The organism is Candidatus Polarisedimenticolia bacterium (assembly GCA_036001465.1).
Lineage (GTDB): Bacteria > Acidobacteriota > Polarisedimenticolia > Gp22-AA2 > Gp22-AA2 > Gp22-AA3.
Genome location: DASYUH010000056.1, coordinates 46,602 through 65,474, shown reverse-complemented (window position 1 = coordinate 65,474; position 18,873 = coordinate 46,602). Strand labels below are relative to the sequence as shown.

Sequence of the window (18,873 nt, the reverse complement as noted above, 5' to 3'; positions counted from 1 at the left end):
TCCGGAACGCGACCCACCCTGTGACTCGGACGCACTCCTAGATGAGCTGCGCCAGGACTTCGTTCGAGACCAAGCGGCCCCGGCGGGTGAGCCGCAGTCGATCGCCACGGCTCTCCAGAAGGCCGGCCCCTTCCATGTCGTCGAGGGTCCTCCCGCCCGGCCGCTTGAAGTCGGTCCCGTAGCGCGCCTGCAGAAAACCGAGGTCCACGCCGTCCACGAGCCGCAGGCCCGCGAGGAGCGCCTCGGAGGCGCGGTGCACGCGCGAGGGATCCTCGTCCACCCGGCCGAGGGCCGCGCCCCTCCCGGCGATGTAGTCGTCCAGTCGTGCGGGATTCGACCAGCGGGCGCCCCCCGCATACGAGTGCGCCGACGGACCGAAACCGACGTACTCCTCGTCCGTCCAATACTTGAGGTTGTGCCGGCTCCGGTGGCCGGGACGGGCGAAGTTGGAGATCTCGTACTGCGCGAGCCCCCCAGCCGCGAGCAGGTCGGCGGCCGCGTCGGAGAGCGCCGCCAGCGCGTCGTCCCCCATCGCCGCGCGCCGCCCCAGCGCGATCGCCCTCCCCAGGGCGGTCCGCTCGTGCACCTCGAGGGCGTAGAGGGAAACATGGTCCACGCCGAGATCGAGGACTCGCGCCACCCCCTCCAGGGTCCCGGCGGTCGTCTGGCCCGGGAGGCCCAGGATCAGATCCACCCCGATGCTGCGCACCGCGGAGCGTCGCGCCGCCGCCACCGCAGCCAGCGCGCGGCGCGCGTCATGCGGCCGGCGCATCTGTTCCAGGAGGGGGTCGTCCAGGGACTGCACGCCAATCGACAGCCGGTTGACCCCGAGCGCGTGCCAGCCCTCGAGCCGCGCATCGGACACGTCCTCGGGATTGACCTCCAGGGTGATTTCAGGCTCCCCGGCGATCACGAACGAGGCGCGGAGGGCGTGAAGCACCCGGTCGAGCGCGTCGACGGTCAGGAGCGATGGCGTGCCGCCCCCGAAATGAACCGTGTCGGCCTCCCGGCCGCGAAGCGGCGGGCCGACCGCGGCGATCTCTCCGCACAGGCCGTCCACGAAGGCCCCCAGATCGCGCCCGCGCGTCGTGACCAGGTAGAAGTCGCAATAGGAGCAGCGCACGCTGCAGTAGGGGACGTGGACGTAGAGGCCGATCACACCTTCTCCACCGCCGCCGACGGAACCCAGCCGCTCATGGCGTTCGGCAGGCTGACCTGGTACCAGCCGTCGCGCCGGTTCCTCAGCTCCAGCCTCGCCCCTTCGTGGACGGTGAACAGGACGGTGTTGTCGGCCGCGGGCCCGCTCAGGACGTCGACCTTGTCCTCCATCACGATCGCGCGCCCCGCGGTTTTCTGATCGATGCTGTAACCGAGGGCCGTGCCGATGACGACGGTCGCGAGGGCGGCGCACGCGGCGCCATAGCCGAGCGCCCGCCGCGCCCCGTACGACTCCGTGAGCGGCAGCAGGCCGAGAAGCCCCGCCGCGGCGTAGAGGACGATCAGGAACAGCACGGTCAGCAGATCGGCCGGAAGGCCATCGATGAAGCTCCTCACCACCTGCACCGGGTACGGGATCTCCGCTTCCGCGACCCGGTCCCTGATGAGGCCGCGGGCGTACTCGAGGTTGTCGCGCACGTCCCGGTCGGCGGGGTCGAGACGCAGGGCGCGTTCGTAGTTGAGGATGGCCGCCCCGAGTCGCCCCATCTTGAAATGGGCATTGCCCAGGTTGTACAACACGCGCGGATCGATCACTCCGTATCCCAGGATCTTCTCGTAGGCCGCCGCCGCCTCCTCATAGCGGCCCTGCTCGTAGGCTCCATTGCCCTTCTCGAACAGCTCCCGCGCCGTCGAGGCATGCGCCGTGGTCACGCCGCAGGCGAGGATCAGGAGCGTGATGGCAAGAGCGGGGGGCCTCATGCGCCGAGCGTCCGCTCGAGCCGCGCCACGATCTCCTCGGCGTCGGCGACCGTGCGCCGCATCTCCTCGGCGCCCGAGGAGGCGGGAGCGAAGCGCGCGTAGTCACAGGCCTCCAGGCAGCGGTGGAATGCCCTGCGGGCGTCTTCCGGCACTCCCCGTCCGGCGAGGAGCTCCTCGATCCGGTCGTGGGTCAGTCCGGCGGCAGGGATGTCGAACTTGGCGGCCACGTACTCGCTGAGGGCGCTGGCGACTTCGGCGTAGAACGCCCTCGCGCTCGAGTGGCTTCCCCTCCGTCTGGCCTCCTTCAACCGCCTCAGGGCCAGGGAGCGGGCGCGCCGGCGGCGCCTCTGGCCCACGCTGGCCCGCTGGGCGTCGCGCGTCCGCGCCACCACGAAGACACCCAGGTCCGCGGCCACCGGCAGGAGCAGGAGCACGGCGAACAGGGGGGTGCGGTAGAACGGCCGGGACCGGTCCTTGAGCCCGTCCGGCGCCTGCTTGATGAAATGGATGTCCCTCCGCAGCTGGCGCACGTCGCTCTGAGCCACCGCCGTGCCCGGGCCGCCGCCGGTCCCCTCTCCCCCACGGGCCACCTGGATCGGGACGGCCGCGCTCGCGACGGCGCGATAGGCGCCGGCCCTCGGATCGAAAAACGAAAAGCGCACCGGCGGGATGGTCTGGGTCCCCGGCGCCAGCGGGATCAGGACGTAATCCCAGACCTTCTCGCTGCGCAGCCGGTCGCCCACGACCGCCGTCGACATCGAGACCTTCGGGGCGAACTGCTTGAAGTCGCTCAGCTCGGGGAGCGGCAGGGCGTTCACCGCGTTCAGGTTCCCCTCACCGGCTATCTTGACCTTCAACCCGATGGCGTCGTTGACCCGCGACTCGTTGCGATCGGCGATCACGCTCAACGAAAAGGCCCCGACCGCGCCGGTGAAGTCGTCCGGCCGGGACGTGGCCGGGAGCGGCTGCACGTGAAGGGTGATCGGCTCGGTGCGGCGGGTCAGGGTCTCGGTCGGGGTGAAGAAGAACGATTCGATCGGGTCCTGGCTGCGCCGCCGCACCTGCACCTGATAGGTCATCGGCGGGATCACGAGGGGGCCGCTCCCGGTCGGAAAGAGCGCCCGCTTCATCAGGGTGTACTCGTTGTAGGCCTCCGCGTCGCGCTGGATGCGCCGCAGCTCGAGGTTCTCGGGCAGCTTGATCTCCTCCGCCCAGAAGCCGGGGAAGGTCGGCGCATCCTTGGTCCCCAGGTTGAGGATTTCCGTCTGGGTGTCGAGCAGGACGCGCAGCGTCACCTGCTGTCCGACGTACGCGGTCCGCGTGTCCACCTCGGCGGCCACCCACACGCGCGGGGCGGCCTCGGGCTCCGTCGGCGGCCGCTGCGTGCCGCCGGGCCGCCCAGGCCGCCCCCCCACGCCGGGTCCCGGAGGGGAGCCGCCCTGCGGAGGCGAGGGGCCGGCGCCTCCCGGAACCACCTCGATGTCGATCGGCTGGGTGCGATAGGTCCGGCCGCCCACCAGAAGCCCCAGGGCGGGGATCGTCCGGGTCCCGGTCGAGCGCGGGCGGAGGGCGTAGGCGAACGACTTGGTCGCGGAGGTCCTGCCGTTGATCCACTGGAACCGCGACGAGGGCATCGGGCCGCCGACGATGTCGAAATCGACCAGGCCCGACACATCGGGCGCAGCGACTTCGCCCAGGGTCGGGCCCGCGATATCGACCGTGAGGATGACCTGGCCGCCCTCCCCCACGCGCGCCCGGTCGACGCGCGCGCGGACGCTGATGTCCTGCGCCAGGGCGGCCGGGGTCGCGATGGCGAGCCACGCGCCGGCCACCGCCGCCCACGCGGCAAGCCGCTTCATGCTCCTCACCAGTCCTCTTCCGGCTCGGGCCGGTCGCCGGCCGCCGCCCGGGCGTGCTTCTTGATGCCTTCCTTCTCCTCCTGCTGCAGCGCCTGCAGGACCTGCCGGGCCTCCTGCTCCGACATCTCCCCGGGACGCTTCTGCGGAGGCTTCTTGTCGCCGGAACCCTCCTGCTGCGGCGTCTGCTGCGGAGGAGGCTGGTTCGGCTTCTGGTCCTTGTCCTGCTGCGGCTTCTGTTGCTGCTTCTTCTTCTCCTGCAGGAGCCGGAGCGCCAGCTCGAGGTTGCGCTTGGCGTCGGCGTCGTCCGGCCGGGCGCGCAGCGACTGCACGTACGCCTGGATCGCCTCTTCCGGCCGGCCCTGCATCAGGAGCGCGTTGCCGCGATTGAAGGTCGCCGCCTGCGACAGGGCACGGTCCGGCGCCGCCTGGGCCCGCAGGTACTCCTCCACCGCCTTGTCATACTCCTTCTTCCGGAACAGGACGTTGCCGATGTTGTAGTGCAATTCCGGTGCGTCGGGGCGGGACGTCTGCGCGTCGGTGTACATCTTGAGCGCCTCGTCGAAGAGCTTCTGGTTGTAGAGCCGGTTCCCCTCGTTGTTCCGGGAGGCCGCCGGATCGGCGAACGCCGGCCGGAACAGCGCCAGGAGCAGGACGCAGGCGCAGCCGAACCCTTTCATCAGGCCGCCTCCTTCTCGGGCGCGCGCTGCTCCGGGGCGGCCGCGTTCCGGCGCCGGTCGAGCAGCGCCGCCTCGATCGCCAGCAGGATGAGCGCGGCCAGGAGCGGAATCTGGTAGCGCTCCTCGTACACGCTCATCATCCGGCCCGACATCGTCCTCTGGTCCATCCGGGAGATCTCCTCGTAGACGCGCTGCAGCTCGATTCCGTCCGGCGTCGAGCGGAAGTACTTCCCGCCGGTCTGAAGGGCGATCGCCTCGAGGTCGCTCTCGCCGAGCCGGCTGGTCACCTTGCGGTGCTTCCGGTCCTCTTTATACCCTATGATATCGCCCCGTTCGTTGCGCAGGGGGATGGGCTCGCCACGCGAGCTGCCGACGCCGATCGTGAAGATCGTGATCCCCTCCGCGCCGGCGTCGCGGGCGGCGGCCATGACGTCCCCCTCATGATCCTCGCCGTCGGTCAGGAGGACGAGCACCTTGTGGCGCCTCTCCCCCTGCCGGAACGCCGAGGTGGCGGCCCGGATCGCCGCGGCGATGGCCGTCCCCTGGATCGGGATCAGGTCGGTGTCGAGGACCTCGACGAACATCGCCGCGGCCGTGTAGTCGAGCGTCAGCGGGCAGGCCACGTAGGCCGTGCCCGCGAAGGCGACCAGCCCGATGCGATCGCCGCGCAGCAGGTCGACGAACGAAGCGACCGCGGCCCGCGCCTGCGCCATGCGGCTCGGCTTGACGTCTTCCGCCAGCATGCTCGTCGACGTGTCCACGGCGATGATCACGTCGACCCCGCGCCGGGTCACGGTCTCGAGCTTGGCCCCCCACTGCGGCCGCGCCAGCGCCAGGACGAGGAACAGGACCGCCCCCCCCACGAGCACCGCCTTGATGATCCGCCGCTCGGTGCTGGCGCTGGCGGTGAGGCGGCGCACCAGACGCAGCTCGCCCAGCGCCTCGAGGGCGCGCCGGCGGCGCCGGAACGACAGGACGAAGGCCAGGGCCAGGACCGGCAGTCCGAAGAGGAGCCACAGGTACTCGGGGGCCGCGAAGCGCATCAGGGTATCGTCCTCAAGACGGTGCCGGACAGCGCCAGCTCCAGAAGAATCAGCAGGGCGCCCGGATAGAGGAACCAGGCGAACTGCTCCGTGTGGCGCGTGTACCCCCGCACCTTGATCTCCGTCCTCTCCATCCGGTCGATGGTGGCGAAGATCTGCTGCAGGGCCTGCGCGTCGGTGGCGCGAAAGTACCGGCCTCCCGTCGCGTCGGAAATCTGCTGCAGCGTCTCCTCGTCGATGTCCGCCTGCACGTTGATGTAGCGCCGTCCGAGGATCGGGTCGTCGACCGGGTAGGGGGCCTCCCCCTCCGTCCCCACGCCGATCGTGTGCACCTTGATCCCGAGCGCCTGCGCCAGGCGGGCGCCGCTCAGCGGGTCGATCTGCCCGCGGTTGTTCCGCCCGTCCGTGAGCAGGACGATCACCTTGCTCTTCCCCTTCGCGTCCTTCAGACGGCCGACCGCGGTGGCCAGGCCCATGCCGATGGCGGTGCCGTCCTCCTCGCGCGTCGCGAAGTCCACCCCATCCAGGAGATCGACGAGCACGGCGTAATCGAGCGTCAGGGGGCAGCGCGTGTAGGCGTTGGCGGCGAACACCACCAGGCCGATCAGGTCGTTCCGCCGGCCCTTGACGAACTGTCCCACCACGTTCTTGGCGACGACCAGGCGGTTCTTCGGCTTGAAGTCTTCGGTGCGCATGCTGCCGGAGATGTCCACCGTCAGCACGATGTCGATCCCCTCGGTCAGGACCTCCTCCTCGCGGTGCGCCGTCTGAGGCCGCGCGAAGGCGACGACCAGGAGCGCGAGGCCGAGCACGCGGAGGGCGAGGGGGAGGTGGCGCAGGCGGACCTGCCAGCCGCGCGGCATGGCCCTGAAGGGCGAGGTCAGGGAATAGATCAGGCTCGCCCGCCTCCGCCGGCCGCGCACCAGGTGCCAGACGAGGAGCGCCAGCCCCAACGCCATGATGCCCCCCGCGTACGGGGCGGCGAAGCGAAGGATCATCCTCCCCCTCCCGCGGCGGCTGCGGCGGGGGCCTCCGCCGACTGCTTCGGCGCGCGCGTCTCGTCGATCAGTCGATAGGCCCGCTCGACCGTGGCGCGGGTCTCCTCGGATGGGGGCGCGTGACGGGCGAACTTCACCATGTCGCACGCGCCGAAGAACTCCGCCGTGGACGCCATGCCTCGCACCGGGAGGCGCGCCAGGCGGAGCGCCTCCAGAATCTCGGAGGTGGTCCGCTCGAACGTGTCGACGCCGAAACGGACCTCCAGGTAGCGCTTCATGATCTCCGCCAGCTCGATGTAGAACTCCTTGAGCCGGCCCTTCTCCAGAAGACCGGAGGACAGCAGTCGCTCCAGCTCGGCGTAGGCGATCTCGTGCGGCGGCCGCGGCGGCGCCGCCGGCTCCGGGGGGGCCACGACCTGCGCCCGGCGCGCCCGCCACCTTCGCCGCAGCCAGAGGGCCAGCGCCACCGCAAGCACCGCGGCGGCCACCGCGAAGGGCCAGAGGGCGCGCTCCTGCATGGTGGCCGGCTTCTTGATGTCCGCCGGCCCCTTGTCACCTTCCGCCAGGACGGAGGAGACCGTGAAGGCCATGGGTCGGCTTGCGACCCGGCCCTGCTTGCCGTCCGCACCGACGAACTCGGCCCCGAACGACGGGATCTCCGCGGGGCCCGTCTCGTAGCGCGCCACGCGCAGGATCCGCGTCTCCCGGATCCGTCCGTCGGGGAGCTTCTCCGGCTTCCCTTCTCCGCGATCGAGGAGCGCCAGCTCTCCGAGCGAGCGCTCCGGATCGAATGTCGTGATCCGGACGTTTTCGGGGTGCGTCAGACGGACGGTCACGGCGATGGGATCGCCGATCGTCACCTCGGTCCGATCGACCGCCACGTCGATTCGGACCTGGCCGGCTTCCTGCGGCGGACCCGGCTCCTCGGCGACCACCCCCTCGGCGCCCGCCCACAGGGCGCAGGCGCAGGCGATCGCGGCCACCCGCCCGCGGCTCACCGGCTCATCCGTCGCGCCCGCCTGTGGAAGAAGCGGACCAGGGGCGCGTCGTAGGAGCGGTCGGTGAACAGCTCCAGCGCGTCGATGGCGTTGGCGCGGAACAGGGCGGCGCGCGCCGCCCGCCTCCCGGCCGCCCAGGTCCGGAAGCGCTCGCGCGTCTGCCGATCCGATGCGTTGACCAGGACGCGTTCGCCGGTCTCCGCGTCCTCCAGATCGATGAGCCCGATGGGAGGCAGGTCCTCCTCGCGCGGATCGGTGATGGTGACCGCGATCACGTCGTGCTTGCGGGCGGCGACGCGCAGGGGCTGCTCGTACCCTTCGGCCAGGAAGTCGGAGACCACGAAAACCACGGCCCGCTTGGTGATCGTCCGGTACAGGAACTGCAGCGCCTGGGCCAGGTCGGTCGCCCGGCCCTCGGGCCGGAAGTACAGTACCTCGCGGATGACGCGCAGGACATGGTCCTTCCCCTTGCGCGGCCTGAGAAACTTCTCGATGCGATCGGTGAAGGCGACGAGCCCCACCCGATCGCTGTTCTTGATGGCGGAGAAGGCGAGCAGGGCGCAGATCTCGGCCGCGATCTCCCGCTTGAACTGGCGGCGCGTGCCGAACTCCCCCGAGCCCGAAAAGTCGACCAGGAGCATGACGGTCAGCTCGCGCTCCTCCACGTGCTTCTTGACGTAGGGGTGCCCCATGCGCGACGTGACGTTCCAGTCGATGTTCCGGATGTCGTCCCCGAACTGATACTCCCGCACCTCCGAGAACTCCATGCCCCGCCCCTTGAAGACGGAGTGGTACTCGCCCGCCAGCGATTCGTTCACCAGGCGGTTCGTGCGGATTTCAATCCGCCGCACTTTCCTCAGGATCTCAGCGGGGAGCATCGGTCACGCCACCCCTTGTCGAAGCCGGAGGGCGTCAGGGGACTTCGATGGTGTCGAGCACCCTCTGGATGATCTGCTCGGTCGTGACGTCCTCGGCCTCGGCTTCGTACGACAGGATGATCCGATGCCGCAGGACGTCGAATGCAATCGACTTGACGTCTTCGGGGGTGACGTAGCCGCGTCCCCGGATGAAGGCGTGCGCCTTCGCCGCCACCGCCAGGAAGATGGTGGCCCGCGGCGAGGCGCCGAACTGCACCAGGCCCTTGGTGTCGAGCTTGTACTCCTCGGGCCGGCGCGTCGCGAGGACGAGCTCGACGATGTAGTCCTTGATCCGGTTGTCGATGTAGACCTGGGCGACCACCTGGCGGGCCCTCAGGATGTCGGCCGGCGTGATGAGCCGCTTCACGTCCAGCGGGCCGGTCCCCGTCATCCGCTCGAGGATCTCCCGCTCCTCGGCCTTGCTCGGGTAGTCGACTTTCAGCTTCAGCATGAAGCGATCGACCTGGGCCTCCGGTAGGGGATACGTGCCCTCCTGCTCGATCGGGTTCTGGGTCGCCAGGACCAGGAAAGGAGGCGCGAGCGGGTAGGTCATGTCGCCGATGGTGACCTGCATCTCCTGCATCGCCTCGAGAAGGGCCGACTGCACCTTGGCGGGAGCGCGGTTGATCTCGTCCGCCAGGATGATATTGGCGAACAGCGGGCCCTTGCGCGGCACGAACTGCCCGTCTTTCTGGTTGTAGATCATGGTCCCGATCAGGTCCGCAGGCAGGAGGTCGGGGGTGAACTGGATGCGCTGGAACCGGGCCTCGATGACGTCCGCCAGGGTCTTCACCGATAGCGTCTTCGCCAGGCCCGGGACGCCCTCCAGGAGCAGGTGTCCGCCCCCCAGGAGGCCGATGAGCAGCCGGTCGAGGAGGACCTTCTGCCCGACGATGATCTTACGGACCTCCCCCAGAATCTGCTCGACGAACACGGACTCGCGGGAGACCAGCTCGTTGATCTTCTTGATGTCCTGTTCCATGGCCTCGGAAACCTCCGGATCGCGCGCGTGAGGAGCGCGAAATTCTAGACCACCGCTCCAGGGGAGTCAATTTTGGCGCGGCGGCCGCACGGCGGTCGCGCGCCGGCAGGAACGCCCCGCGCGCCGGCCGGGAGTCGCCGTAAGCCCTTGATTTCCAGACCATTGCAGCCAGGCCCGGGGCGCCGGTCGTGCCCCGCGAGGCCCGCCCGCCCCATTTGACCCTTCTGTAACCGGAACCTATACTTCCCGGCGGTGCGCGCGCGATCGTGAGCATGCAAAAAGACGGCGATCCTGCCTGGGAAGCGATCCACCGCCACCTGATCGAGCGGCAGGGGCTCGACCTGTCGCGCTACAAGGAGAGCTACCTGCAGCGCCGCCTGCTGGTGCGGGTGCGGGCGCTGCGGCTGGCGGGGATCGAGGCGTACGCCCGCTACCTGCGCCGGCACCCGGAGGAGCTGGGGCGGCTCCAGCGGGCGCTGTCGATCAAGGTCACGAGCTTTTTTCGGAACCGATCGTGCTTCGAGTTCCTCGAGGAGAGGATCGTGCCGGATCTCCTGCGTCGGTCGGCGTCGCGGCGCCAGCGGGTCACGGTGTGGAGCGCCGGCTGCGCCACCGGTGAGGAACCCTACTCGCTCGCGGCCCTGTTCGCCACGGCGACGCGACGGGACGGGCCCGCGCGCCGCGTCCAGGTCCGGATCACCGGCACCGATCTCGACGAGAGCGCGCTCCAGGCGGCCGCGCGGGCGATCTTTCCCGCGCGTCCCCTGCTCGACTCGGCCCCGAGCGGATCGGCCACCCATTTCGTCGTGCGCTCCGACGGGACCGCCTCCCCTTCCCCCCGGCTGAAGGGCATGGTCCGCTTCGAGCGCGAGAGTCTCCTCGATCCGATCGGGCGCCGGGACCTCGACCTCATCGTCTGCCGGAACGTCCTCATCTATTTCTCCCTGGAGCACCAGGAGCGCATCCTGTCCCGCTTCGCGGAGGCGCTGTCCGACGGGGGGTACCTCGTCCTCGGGCGCGTGGAGCGGCTGTTCGGCGAGGCCCGCTCCCGGTTCGACGTCGTGAGCGCGCGCGACCGCGTGTACCGCCGGCTGCCGTCCTGCACGGCGGCAGGCAGGGTGTCGCCCGGCGGCGGGCCCGAGGAGATGCTGGCATGCGCCTGAAGCTGGGACTGGCCTTCCTGATCACCACCTTCCTGTTCATGGTGACCGGATTCATCTTCACGCCGCCGAGCGTCTACGGCTTCTGGGACCTCGTCGGCTACGTCAGCTCGCAGGTGCTGATCGGACTCGCCGCCGCGGTGGTGCTGTCAAAGTACTTCACCAAGAACCTGCTCGACCTGGCCGGCGCCAGCGCCGTGATCAGCCAGGGCGACCTGACCCGCAAGGTCGACGTGCACAGCGACGACGAGGTCGGCGATGTCGCCCGCTCGTTCAACGCCATGCTGCAGAACCTCCTGACCATCGTCACCGAGGTGCGCGCCGTCAGCGGGCAGATCTTCGAATCGGCCCAGAGCCTGTCGGCGACGGCCCAGGAGATGAACGCGACCACGGAGGAAATCTCCTCGACCATGCAGAACATCGCGAAGGGAGCCGAGGGGACGGCGGATATGGTCAACAAGACCTCGTCGATCACCCGCGAGATGGCGACGTCCATCGAGGAGATCTCCGAGAAGGCCCGCTTCGCCGCGCGCGCCTCGAAGGACGCGGGGGAACGGGCCCGGCAGGCCGGCGAGATGATGGAGGGGTCCTCGCGCACGGTCGCCGAGCTGGTCTCCCGCATCGATCGGTCGACCGCGACCGTCGAGGGCTTCAAGGACCGCGCCCTGCGCATCAACGAGTCGGTCGAGTTCATCACCCACATCGCGCAGCAGACCCACCTCCTGGCCCTGAACGCGACGATCGAGGCGGCCCGGGCCGGAGAGCACGGGCGCGGCTTCTCGGTCGTCGCCGAGGAGATCCGCAAGCTGGCCGACTCGTCGCGCCGCTTCGCCGATCAGATCTCGAAGCTCGCCAAGGAGATCAATTCGCAGTCGACCGACGTGATCGGCAGCATGAACGACAGCACCCAGGCGGCGCGCGAGGGCAAGGCGGTCATCCTCGAGGCCAGGACCTCCATCGACGCCATGGTCCAGTCGGTCCTCACCAGCATGGAACGGATCGAGGCGATCTCCGCCCTGACCGCGGCGCAGGCCAAGGGGGCCGACGGCCTGGTGCGCGCCATCGAGGAGATCTCGAAGATCGCCGAGGACAACGCCGCCGGCACCGAGGAGGCGTCCGCCGCGACCGAGGAGCAGACCGCGTCGATGCAGGAGATGTCCGCGTCGGCGCAGGAGCTGGCGAAGGCCTCCGACACGCTGAAGGACTTGATCGCGGTGTTCAAGGTCGGGTAGAAAGGGGCCGGACGTGCAGGATCCGATCATCACCTTCGAGGCGCGATCCGAATGGTTCGGACTGGCGGCCAGGGACGTTCAGGAGGTCGCGCGACTGCGCGGCGTGCGGCCGGTGCCGTGCGCGCCCGGCGTGATCGCGGGACTGGCGGAGGTCCACGGCCGGATCGTCACGCTCATCGACCTCGATCGGCTGATGTCTCCCGGCGACGGGCCCGCGGGAGGCGGCTCCGCGCCTCCGCCCTCCCGGGAAGCGTACGGCGTCGTGCTCGCGCCTCCCTGCGATCATCTGGGCATTCTCGTGCGCAGCAGCGTGGACGTGGCCTCCGCCTCCACCGAGGATGCCGTGCCCCCTCCCGGTGACCCCTCGGGCTGGCTTCAGGCGAGGCTGCCGGTGGGAGACCGCCTCTTGAATCTCCTGTCCCTCTCGGCGCTCGTGGCGCGCGTCGAGGACACCATCCGCAGGGGGTTCGGCCCCGAGCCGGCCGCCCCGGACGAGGCATCCTGATGGCGATTCGCGTCCTGGTGGTCGATGACGCCATGTTCATGCGCTCGATGATCAAGGACATCCTGGTGAACGCGGGCGGCCGCTACGAGATCGTCGGCGAGGCCTCCAACGGCCGCGAAGCGATCGCGCGATTCCGCGAGCTCAGCCCGAACCTGGTCACCATGGACATCGTCATGCCGCAGCTCGACGGCATCGAGGCCACGCGCGAGATCCTCAAGGTGAATCCCACGGCCGTCATCGTCATGTGCAGCGCCATGGGACAGGAGGCCCTCGTGGTCGAATCGATCTCCGCCGGCGCCAAGGACTTCATCGTCAAGCCGTTCACGTCCGAGAGGGTCCTGCAGGTCCTGTCGAAGGTCCTCCCGGCCGGCAGCGGCGGGGCCGCCTCCTCCTGAGAAAGGAGGTGCGCGGTGGAATCCCCCGACTTCCTCGAGCTCTTCGTCTCCGAAGCGCGTGAGCACATCGACGGCCAGGGGGCCCTCCTGCGGCGGGCGCGGTCCGCCCTCCTCGAGACCGGCGAGATCCACGATCTGTTCCGCCATGCCCACTCCATCAAGGGGATGGCGGCGGCCATGGGATTCGCGCCGATGGCCTCGCTGGCCCACGCCATGGAAGACCTGCTGCACCTCTGGCGGGACGGCGCCCTCGCTCCGACACCCGAATCGGTCGACCTCCTGATGCGGGCCAACGACCGGCTGTCGGCCCAGCTCGATGCGGCGGTTGCGGGAGTCGACATGCCCTCCGGAGATCCGTTCCGGGACGCGCTGCGGGCCCTCGCCTCTCCCGCGGGCGAGGGGACGACGGGGAGCGCCGCGCGGGGCGCATCCGTGCCCGGCGGTGCGTCGGCGGACTCCCCGTCCGGCGAGGCGGCACCCCCGCTCGGCCCCCGGCCGCACCTGGCGATCGACGTGGTGATCCGTCATGGAGCGCCGCTGCGCGGGGCCCGGGCGATGGTCATCCTGAAGCGGCTCGAAGAGCATGGACGGATCCTGGACCTGACGCCCCCCCCGGCGGTCCTGACGACCCCTGCGTTCACCGGGAGGCTGCGCATCGTCCTGGCCACCAACGTCGCGGCCAAGCGTCTGGGAGCGCTCATCGAGGGCCTCCCCGACGTCGAATCCTGCCATGCGTCGCCGCGCCTCCCGGAGACCGACCCGCCTCCCGCCGCGGCGGCGACGGCGGAGCCTTCCGGGGATGCGGCCGCGCCGAAGACCGAAGCGATCAGCACCATCCGCGTGGCGACCGAGCGCATGGACCACCTGCTCGACGGCATCGGCGAGCTGATCCTCGAGCGCGAACGGTTGCTGCGCGCGGTCGCCCCCGCTCCCGGCTCGGACTCGGGGGAGATCCTCGAGAGTCTCGGACGCACGGTGGATGCGCTCCGCGACGAGGTGATGGCGATGCGCCTGCTGCCCTTCGCCTCCATCGTGCCGCGCCTCGAGAGGATCGTGCGGGACGTGGCCGGCCGCCTCGGCCGGTCGGTCGAGCTCCAGGTGCGCGGCACGGACGTGTCACTGGACCGATCCACCCTGGAGGACATGATCGACCCGCTGCAGCACATCCTGCGCAACAGCATCGACCACGGGATCGAGGACGCCGGGGCGCGCCGTGCCGCCGGCAAGCCGGCGGAGGGGCGGATCGAGATCGTGCTGTCACGTCGCGATGACCGCGTCAGCCTGGTGGTCTCGGACGACGGGCGCGGGATCGACCCGCAGACGCTGCGCCGCGTGGCGGTCGAGCGCCGCCTCCTGTCGCGCGAGGTCGCGGTGCGCCTGTCCGACGAGGAGGCGCTCATGCTGGTCACCCTGCCCGGCTTCTCGACCGCCACCCGCACGACCGAGATTTCCGGGCGCGGCGTCGGCATGGACGTCGTGCGCATGCGCGTGCAGAAGCTCGGCGGCAACCTGATCATCCGCTCGCACGTCGGTGTCGGGACCCTCATCGAGCTGGACCTCCCCCCCACGGTGACGGTGACGCGGGCCTTCCTGTGCCGTGCGCTGGACCACGTCTTCGCCGTGCCGGTGTCGGCGGTCCACGGCACCCTGGAGATTCGCGGCTCCAGCCTTCAGACCAGCCAGGGAGAGCGGATGCTTCAGCACGGGGAGGATCTGGTCACGGTGCTCCCCCTGGGAGGGGTCCTGTCGGGGGACACCGCCGCACCGTTTCCCGACGCCTTTCCCGCCCTGATGTATCACGTCGGCCAGCGCTCCTACGCGCTCGGCGTGGACGAAATCCTCGGCGAGGAGCAGATCGTGGTCAAGCCGCTGCGCCACCCTCTCGAGCTGCTGCCGCAGTACGCCGGCGCGGCGGTCCTGAACGACGGCCAGATCGCGCTCATCCTCGACCCGGCGAACCTGACGCGCACCTCGAGGCCGGCGTGAAGGTCCGCGCGCGCCCGCGCCGGCGCCCCCCGAGGAAGGCACCCCCCGCCTTCCGGAGAAGGGGCTCCGCCCGGGGAGCGCGCCCGCGCATCCTGCGTGTGCCCCGGGCCGACCTGAGCCGCTTTCACGTGCTGAGCGAAGCGGGGGCCCACAACGCCGCGATCGCCATGGGCCAGATCATCGGCCGCCCCCTGCGTCTGGACGTCCCCTGGGCCAGGACCCTTCCCCTGGAGGACGTGGCCGACCTGGCCGGCGGGGCGTCGCGCGTGGTGTGCGCGTTGTCCCTCAAGATCTACGGCGATCTGCGCGGCCATCTTCTGCTCCTCTTCAGCCGCGATCAGCTCCCGCTCCTCCTCGACCTGGTCCTGCCCCGGCCGGGAAAGGGACCGCCCCGCGCCCACGGCCTCCAGGGCATGGACGAGATGGAGCGCTCGGCGCTGCTGGAGATCGGCAACATCCTGGGCTGCGCCTACCTCAACGCCCTCAGCCGCCTGCTCGGGGTCAGCCTGCTCCCCTCGATTCCCGGACTGGCCCTCGACATGGTCGGGGCGGTGACCGATCACCTGCTCATCGACCTCGCATCGGTCTCCGACACCGCGGTCGTCCTGGCCAGCGAGGTCCACGAGCCGGCCAGCGGGCTGCGCGGCGAGATCTTCTTTCTCCCCCATCCCGATTCGCTCGGCGTGCTCGGGCGGGCGCACGAGCGGGAGACCGGGGAACGGGCCGCGACGAAATCGAGGGCGCGGTGAGCCGCCCCCGGTCGCTCCGCGCCGGCGAGCTGCGCGTCCTTCCGGCGCCGGCGAAGCTGGTCATCCACGGGCTCGGATCGTGCGTCGCGGTGTTCGTCTACGACGCCGGCACGCGGGTCGGGGGGATGGCCCACATCCTCCTGCCCGGCCCGCCCGGGAGGGAGAGCGGGCACCTCGGACGCTACGCGAGCACCGCGGTCGCCGCCATCGTGGAGGAATCGATCCGGCTCGGTGCGCGGCGCGAGGCGCTCTGTGCGAAGGTCACCGGAGGCTCGAGGATGTTCTCGGTCGATCCCGGCATGCCGCGCGCGACCGTGGGGGACAAGAACATCGAGGCCGCGCTCCGGGCGCTCGAGGAGGCCCGGGTCGCCGTGGTCGCGCGAGACGTGGGGGGAGAGCATGGACGCACCGTGGTGGCCGATCTATCGGACGGGTCCCTGACGATCACGACGGTCCGGGGCGGGCCCAGGGTGGTCTGAGGATTCAGCGGGTGTGCTTGTCGAACATCTTCACCAGGACGTCGCGCGAGGTCGCCCCGATGTACTGGTCGACGACCTTGCCGTCCTTGAACAGCAGCAGCGTCGGGATGCTCTGGATGCCGTAGCGGCCGGCCAGGCCGCTCTCGTCGTCGACGTTCACCTTGCCGATGCGCACCTTCCCGACGTATTCCTCGGCCAGCTTCTCCAGGAGGGGAGCCACCATGCGGCACGGGCCGCACCATTCCGCCCAGAAATCGACCAGGATCGGCGACCCCGGTTTCTTGACCTCGGATTCGAAGTTGCTGTTCGTCAGCGTCAGGATGTTTTGGCTCATCGGCTCTCCGGGGCCCTCGGTCAGCACTCCAGGAGCCGTTCTTATACCATACCGATAGGATGCGTGGAAGCCCGCTTCGGTTGCAGGCCCGGAGGCGCTGGGGGCAGAACTTCCTGGTCAACCAGGGGGCGGCCGACGCCATCGTGGCCGCCTTCCGCCCCGGCCCGGACGATCTCGTCCTCGAGATCGGCCCGGGGAAAGGGGTGCTCACGCGCCGCCTCCTCGGACGGGTGCGGACCCTGCTCGCGATCGAGATCGACCCCGACCTGGCCGCCCTGCTGCGCGCCGAGACCGGCGATCCTCCGGACCTCCGGATCGTGCAGACGGACGTCCTGCAGGCGGACCTGCGCTCCCTGCTCACGGGCCTCGGGGCCTCACCCGGCAGGCGGGCCCGCGTCATCGCCAACCTGCCGTACAACATCGCCACCGCGGTGATCCTGAAGCTCCTCGGAGAGCGCTCCCTGCTGAGCGACCTCCTTGTCCTGGTGCAGCGCGAGGTGGCGGAGCGAATCGCCTCGCCGCCCGGACGGCGGAGCTACGGCGGGCTGTCCGTCCTCTGCCAGGCTCACGCGCGGGTCGAGAGCCTCCTGCGCCTGCGGCCGGGATCCTTCCGGCCCGTCCCCAAGGTCGACTCGGCGCTCGTCCGTCTCACCCTGCGCTCGACATCGAACGAGACGGAGCGCCCCGGCGAAGGCTTGCCCGCCGGAGCGCTCGAGGCGATGCTCCGCGCGGCCTTCGGGCGCCGGCGGAAGACTCTCCTGAACAACCTCGCGTCCCTCCCTGGGCCGGCCGGCGTTCCTCTCGGGAGCGACGCGGCGGCGCGGCTCATCGTCGCGGCCGGACTCGATCCCGGCGCCCGGCCGGAACAGGTTCCGGTCGAAGGGTTTGTCGCCCTGGCCCGCCTGCGAAACGCTCTATAATCCCGTCGTGACCACCCGCGCCCGAGTCGAGGGCCCCAAACCGCAGACTCCCCTGCAGATCGTGCCTCTCGGCGGCATCGGCGAGTTCGGCAACAACTGCACCGTCCTGAAATACGGATCCGATCTGATCATCGTCGACGCCGGGTTGATGTTCCCGGAAGAGCAGGCCCTCGGGATCAACTTCGTCATCCCGGACTTGACGTACGTCATGGAGCGTGTCGACGACGTGCGGGGCGTCATCCTGACGCACGGGCACGAGGACCACATCGGGGCGCTCCCGTACCTGTTCGACAAGGTGCGCGTCCCGATCTACGGGAGCGATTTCACCCTGGGGCTGGTGGCGCGCAAGCTTCAGGAGCACGACCTCCCGGCGGATCGTTTTCTGAAGAAGGTCAAGGCCCGGGACGAGATCACCCTGGGCCCGTTCGGCGTCGAGTTCATCCAGGTGACGCACAGCATCCCCGGATCGTTCGGCCTCGCGATCAAGACGCCGGCCGGCGTCGTCCTGCACAGCGGCGACTTCAAGATGGATCAGACCCCGGCCGATGGGCGCACCTTCGACTTCCAGACGTTTTCCTTCTACGGCGACCAGGGAGTGCTGGCGCTCCTGTCGGACAGCACCAACGCCGAGGTCCCGGGGTTCAGCGGCTCGGAGCGCATGGTCGGCGAGGCGCTCGACGGGCTGTTCCGCAAGGCCCGCGGGCGCATCGTCATCAGCACCTTCGCCAGCAACGTCCACCGCATCCAGCAGGTGGTCGACCTGGCGGTCACGCATCGCAGGAAGGTGGCTCTGGTCGGCTCGAGCATGATCTCCACCTCCGAGGTGGCCGACCGCCTGGGATATCTCAAGGCCCCCGCCGGCACGCTGATCGAGGCGTCGGAGGTGAAGCGCCTGGCGGCCGACCGGGTGGTCGTGATCGCGGCCGGCAGCCAGGGCGAGCCGATGTCGGCCCTGTCGCGCATCGCGCTCGACGATCACCGCGAGGTGACGATCGAGGCGGGCGACACGGTGGTGCTGTCGGCCCGGAGCATCCCGGGCAACGAGAAATCGATCAACCGCGTCGTGAACCACCTGTACCGGCGGGGGGCGGAAGTCATCGTCGGGGGCCGGCCCCCCCTGCACGTCTCGGGGCACGCCAGCCAGGAGGAGCTGCGCATCCTGCTCACCCTCACCCGCCCGCGCTACTTCGTGCCGATTCACGGCGAGCTGCGCCAGATTCACAACCACGCCCTTCTGGCCGAGCAGACCGGCCTGCCGCGCGATCGCATCCTGCTGGTCGAGACGGGGGACGTCATCGAGATGTCCACCCGCGAGGCGAAGGTGACCGGCCGGGTCCAGGTCGGCCGCGTGTTCGTCGACGGGACGCGCGAGGAGGTCGAGGAGATCATCGTGCGCGACCGCCGCCACCTCTCCGAGGGGGGGATCATCCTCGCGGTCGTGGCCATCGACAGCCACACCGGACACCTCGAAGGGGAGCCCGAGATCGTCAGCCGGGGCTTCCCGGTGGGCCCGGAACGCGGCGGCGTGCTCGGCGAGGCCGCCGGGGTCGTGCGCCGGAGCGTCGAGGCGGCCACCCCCGAGGAGCGCGCCGACCGGGGCGTGATGAAGACGTTGATCCAGCGCGACCTGAAGCGCTTCTTCCGCAAGTCCCTCGACCGGCGGCCCATCATCATCTCCGCCATCATCGAAACTTAGACGATCCGAGCATTCGGACGGGCGCC

At 70.1% G+C, this 18,873-nt stretch carries 19 protein-coding genes; 9 read left to right on the top strand and 10 right to left on the bottom strand.

Annotation, left to right across the window (positions count from 1 at the left end; all coding sequences use genetic code 11):
- Window positions 1–37: 37 nt before the first annotated feature.
- The 9 genes from hemW to VGV60_11455 are packed head-to-tail and all read right to left on the bottom strand — an operon-like array spanning window position 38 to window position 9,391.
- Window positions 38–1,159 carry a radical SAM family heme chaperone HemW gene (gene hemW, locus VGV60_11495; GenBank protein HEV8701885.1) on the bottom strand — a complete coding sequence of 374 codons (1,122 nt, stop codon included), beginning with the start codon at window positions 1,157–1,159 and terminating at the stop codon, window positions 38–40.
- Window positions 1,156–1,917, bottom strand: a complete 762-nt coding sequence (locus VGV60_11490; GenBank protein ID HEV8701884.1) for a tetratricopeptide repeat protein — start codon at window positions 1,915–1,917, stop codon at window positions 1,156–1,158. The genes hemW and VGV60_11490 overlap by 4 nt, the downstream gene beginning before the upstream one ends.
- Window positions 1,914–3,776, bottom strand: a complete 1,863-nt coding sequence (locus VGV60_11485; GenBank protein HEV8701883.1) for a BatD family protein — start codon at window positions 3,774–3,776, stop codon at window positions 1,914–1,916. Before VGV60_11485 ends, VGV60_11490 begins: the two co-directional genes overlap by 4 nt.
- Before the next feature lie 5 nt (window positions 3,777–3,781).
- On the bottom strand, window positions 3,782–4,453 hold the full coding sequence (locus tag VGV60_11480) for a tetratricopeptide repeat protein (GenBank protein HEV8701882.1): 672 nt from the start codon (window positions 4,451–4,453) through the stop codon (window positions 3,782–3,784).
- Window positions 4,453–5,496 (bottom strand): VWA domain-containing protein, encoded by a 1,044-nt coding sequence (locus VGV60_11475; protein HEV8701881.1) that lies wholly within the window; start codon window positions 5,494–5,496, stop codon window positions 4,453–4,455. The genes VGV60_11480 and VGV60_11475 overlap by 1 nt, the downstream gene beginning before the upstream one ends.
- Window positions 5,496–6,494, bottom strand: coding sequence for a VWA domain-containing protein (locus VGV60_11470; protein HEV8701880.1), 999 nt, complete (start codon window positions 6,492–6,494; stop codon window positions 5,496–5,498). Before VGV60_11470 ends, VGV60_11475 begins: the two co-directional genes overlap by 1 nt.
- Complete coding sequence (locus VGV60_11465; GenBank protein HEV8701879.1) at window positions 6,491–7,492, bottom strand: hypothetical protein; 1,002 nt, start codon at window positions 7,490–7,492, stop codon at window positions 6,491–6,493. Before VGV60_11465 ends, VGV60_11470 begins: the two co-directional genes overlap by 4 nt.
- Window positions 7,489–8,370, bottom strand: a complete 882-nt coding sequence (locus VGV60_11460) for a DUF58 domain-containing protein (protein ID HEV8701878.1) — start codon at window positions 8,368–8,370, stop codon at window positions 7,489–7,491. The genes VGV60_11465 and VGV60_11460 overlap by 4 nt, the downstream gene beginning before the upstream one ends.
- A gap of 34 nt (window positions 8,371–8,404) precedes the next feature.
- Window positions 8,405–9,391 (bottom strand): AAA family ATPase, encoded by a 987-nt coding sequence (locus VGV60_11455; protein ID HEV8701877.1) that lies wholly within the window; start codon window positions 9,389–9,391, stop codon window positions 8,405–8,407.
- Between the two features lie 272 nt (window positions 9,392–9,663).
- Here VGV60_11455 and VGV60_11450 point away from each other — a divergent pair, with 272 nt between their 5' ends.
- The 7 genes from VGV60_11450 (at window position 9,664) to VGV60_11420 (ending at window position 15,897) form a co-directional block, all read left to right on the top strand.
- Window positions 9,664–10,554, top strand: a complete 891-nt coding sequence (locus tag VGV60_11450) for a protein-glutamate O-methyltransferase CheR (protein HEV8701876.1) — start codon at window positions 9,664–9,666, stop codon at window positions 10,552–10,554.
- On the top strand, window positions 10,545–11,783 hold the full coding sequence (locus VGV60_11445) for a methyl-accepting chemotaxis protein (protein ID HEV8701875.1): 1,239 nt from the start codon (window positions 10,545–10,547) through the stop codon (window positions 11,781–11,783). The genes VGV60_11450 and VGV60_11445 overlap by 10 nt, the downstream gene beginning before the upstream one ends.
- Window positions 11,784–11,796: 13 nt before the next feature.
- Window positions 11,797–12,288 (top strand): chemotaxis protein CheW, encoded by a 492-nt coding sequence (locus VGV60_11440; GenBank protein ID HEV8701874.1) that lies wholly within the window; start codon window positions 11,797–11,799, stop codon window positions 12,286–12,288.
- The gene (locus VGV60_11435) at window positions 12,288–12,683 is read left to right on the top strand and encodes a response regulator (protein ID HEV8701873.1); all 396 of its coding nucleotides are present in this window, start codon (window positions 12,288–12,290) and stop codon (window positions 12,681–12,683) included. The genes VGV60_11440 and VGV60_11435 overlap by 1 nt, the downstream gene beginning before the upstream one ends.
- Before the next feature lie 15 nt (window positions 12,684–12,698).
- Window positions 12,699–14,669 (top strand): chemotaxis protein CheA, encoded by a 1,971-nt coding sequence (locus VGV60_11430; protein HEV8701872.1) that lies wholly within the window; start codon window positions 12,699–12,701, stop codon window positions 14,667–14,669.
- A 128-nt stretch (window positions 14,670–14,797) separates the two neighbouring features.
- Window positions 14,798–15,418 (top strand): chemotaxis protein CheC, encoded by a 621-nt coding sequence (locus VGV60_11425; protein ID HEV8701871.1) that lies wholly within the window; start codon window positions 14,798–14,800, stop codon window positions 15,416–15,418.
- Window positions 15,415–15,897: a chemotaxis protein CheD gene (locus tag VGV60_11420; GenBank protein ID HEV8701870.1), complete on the top strand. Its 483-nt coding sequence runs from the start codon at window positions 15,415–15,417 to the stop codon at window positions 15,895–15,897. The genes VGV60_11425 and VGV60_11420 overlap by 4 nt, the downstream gene beginning before the upstream one ends.
- Before the next feature lie 4 nt (window positions 15,898–15,901).
- On the opposite strand, the gene trxA is transcribed toward VGV60_11420, so the two are convergent.
- Entirely contained in the window at window positions 15,902–16,231 is a 330-nt protein-coding gene (gene trxA, locus VGV60_11415; GenBank protein HEV8701869.1) for a thioredoxin, read from the bottom strand.
- 80 nt (window positions 16,232–16,311) lie between these two features.
- Between trxA and rsmA the strand changes: the two genes are divergently transcribed.
- Window positions 16,312–17,151, top strand: coding sequence for a 16S rRNA (adenine(1518)-N(6)/adenine(1519)-N(6))-dimethyltransferase RsmA (gene rsmA, locus VGV60_11410; protein ID HEV8701868.1), 840 nt, complete (start codon window positions 16,312–16,314; stop codon window positions 17,149–17,151).
- Window positions 17,152–17,158: 7 nt separating this feature from the next.
- Window positions 17,159–18,847 carry a ribonuclease J gene (locus VGV60_11405; protein ID HEV8701867.1) on the top strand — a complete coding sequence of 563 codons (1,689 nt, stop codon included), beginning with the start codon at window positions 17,159–17,161 and terminating at the stop codon, window positions 18,845–18,847.
- Window positions 18,848–18,873 lie beyond the last annotated feature (26 nt).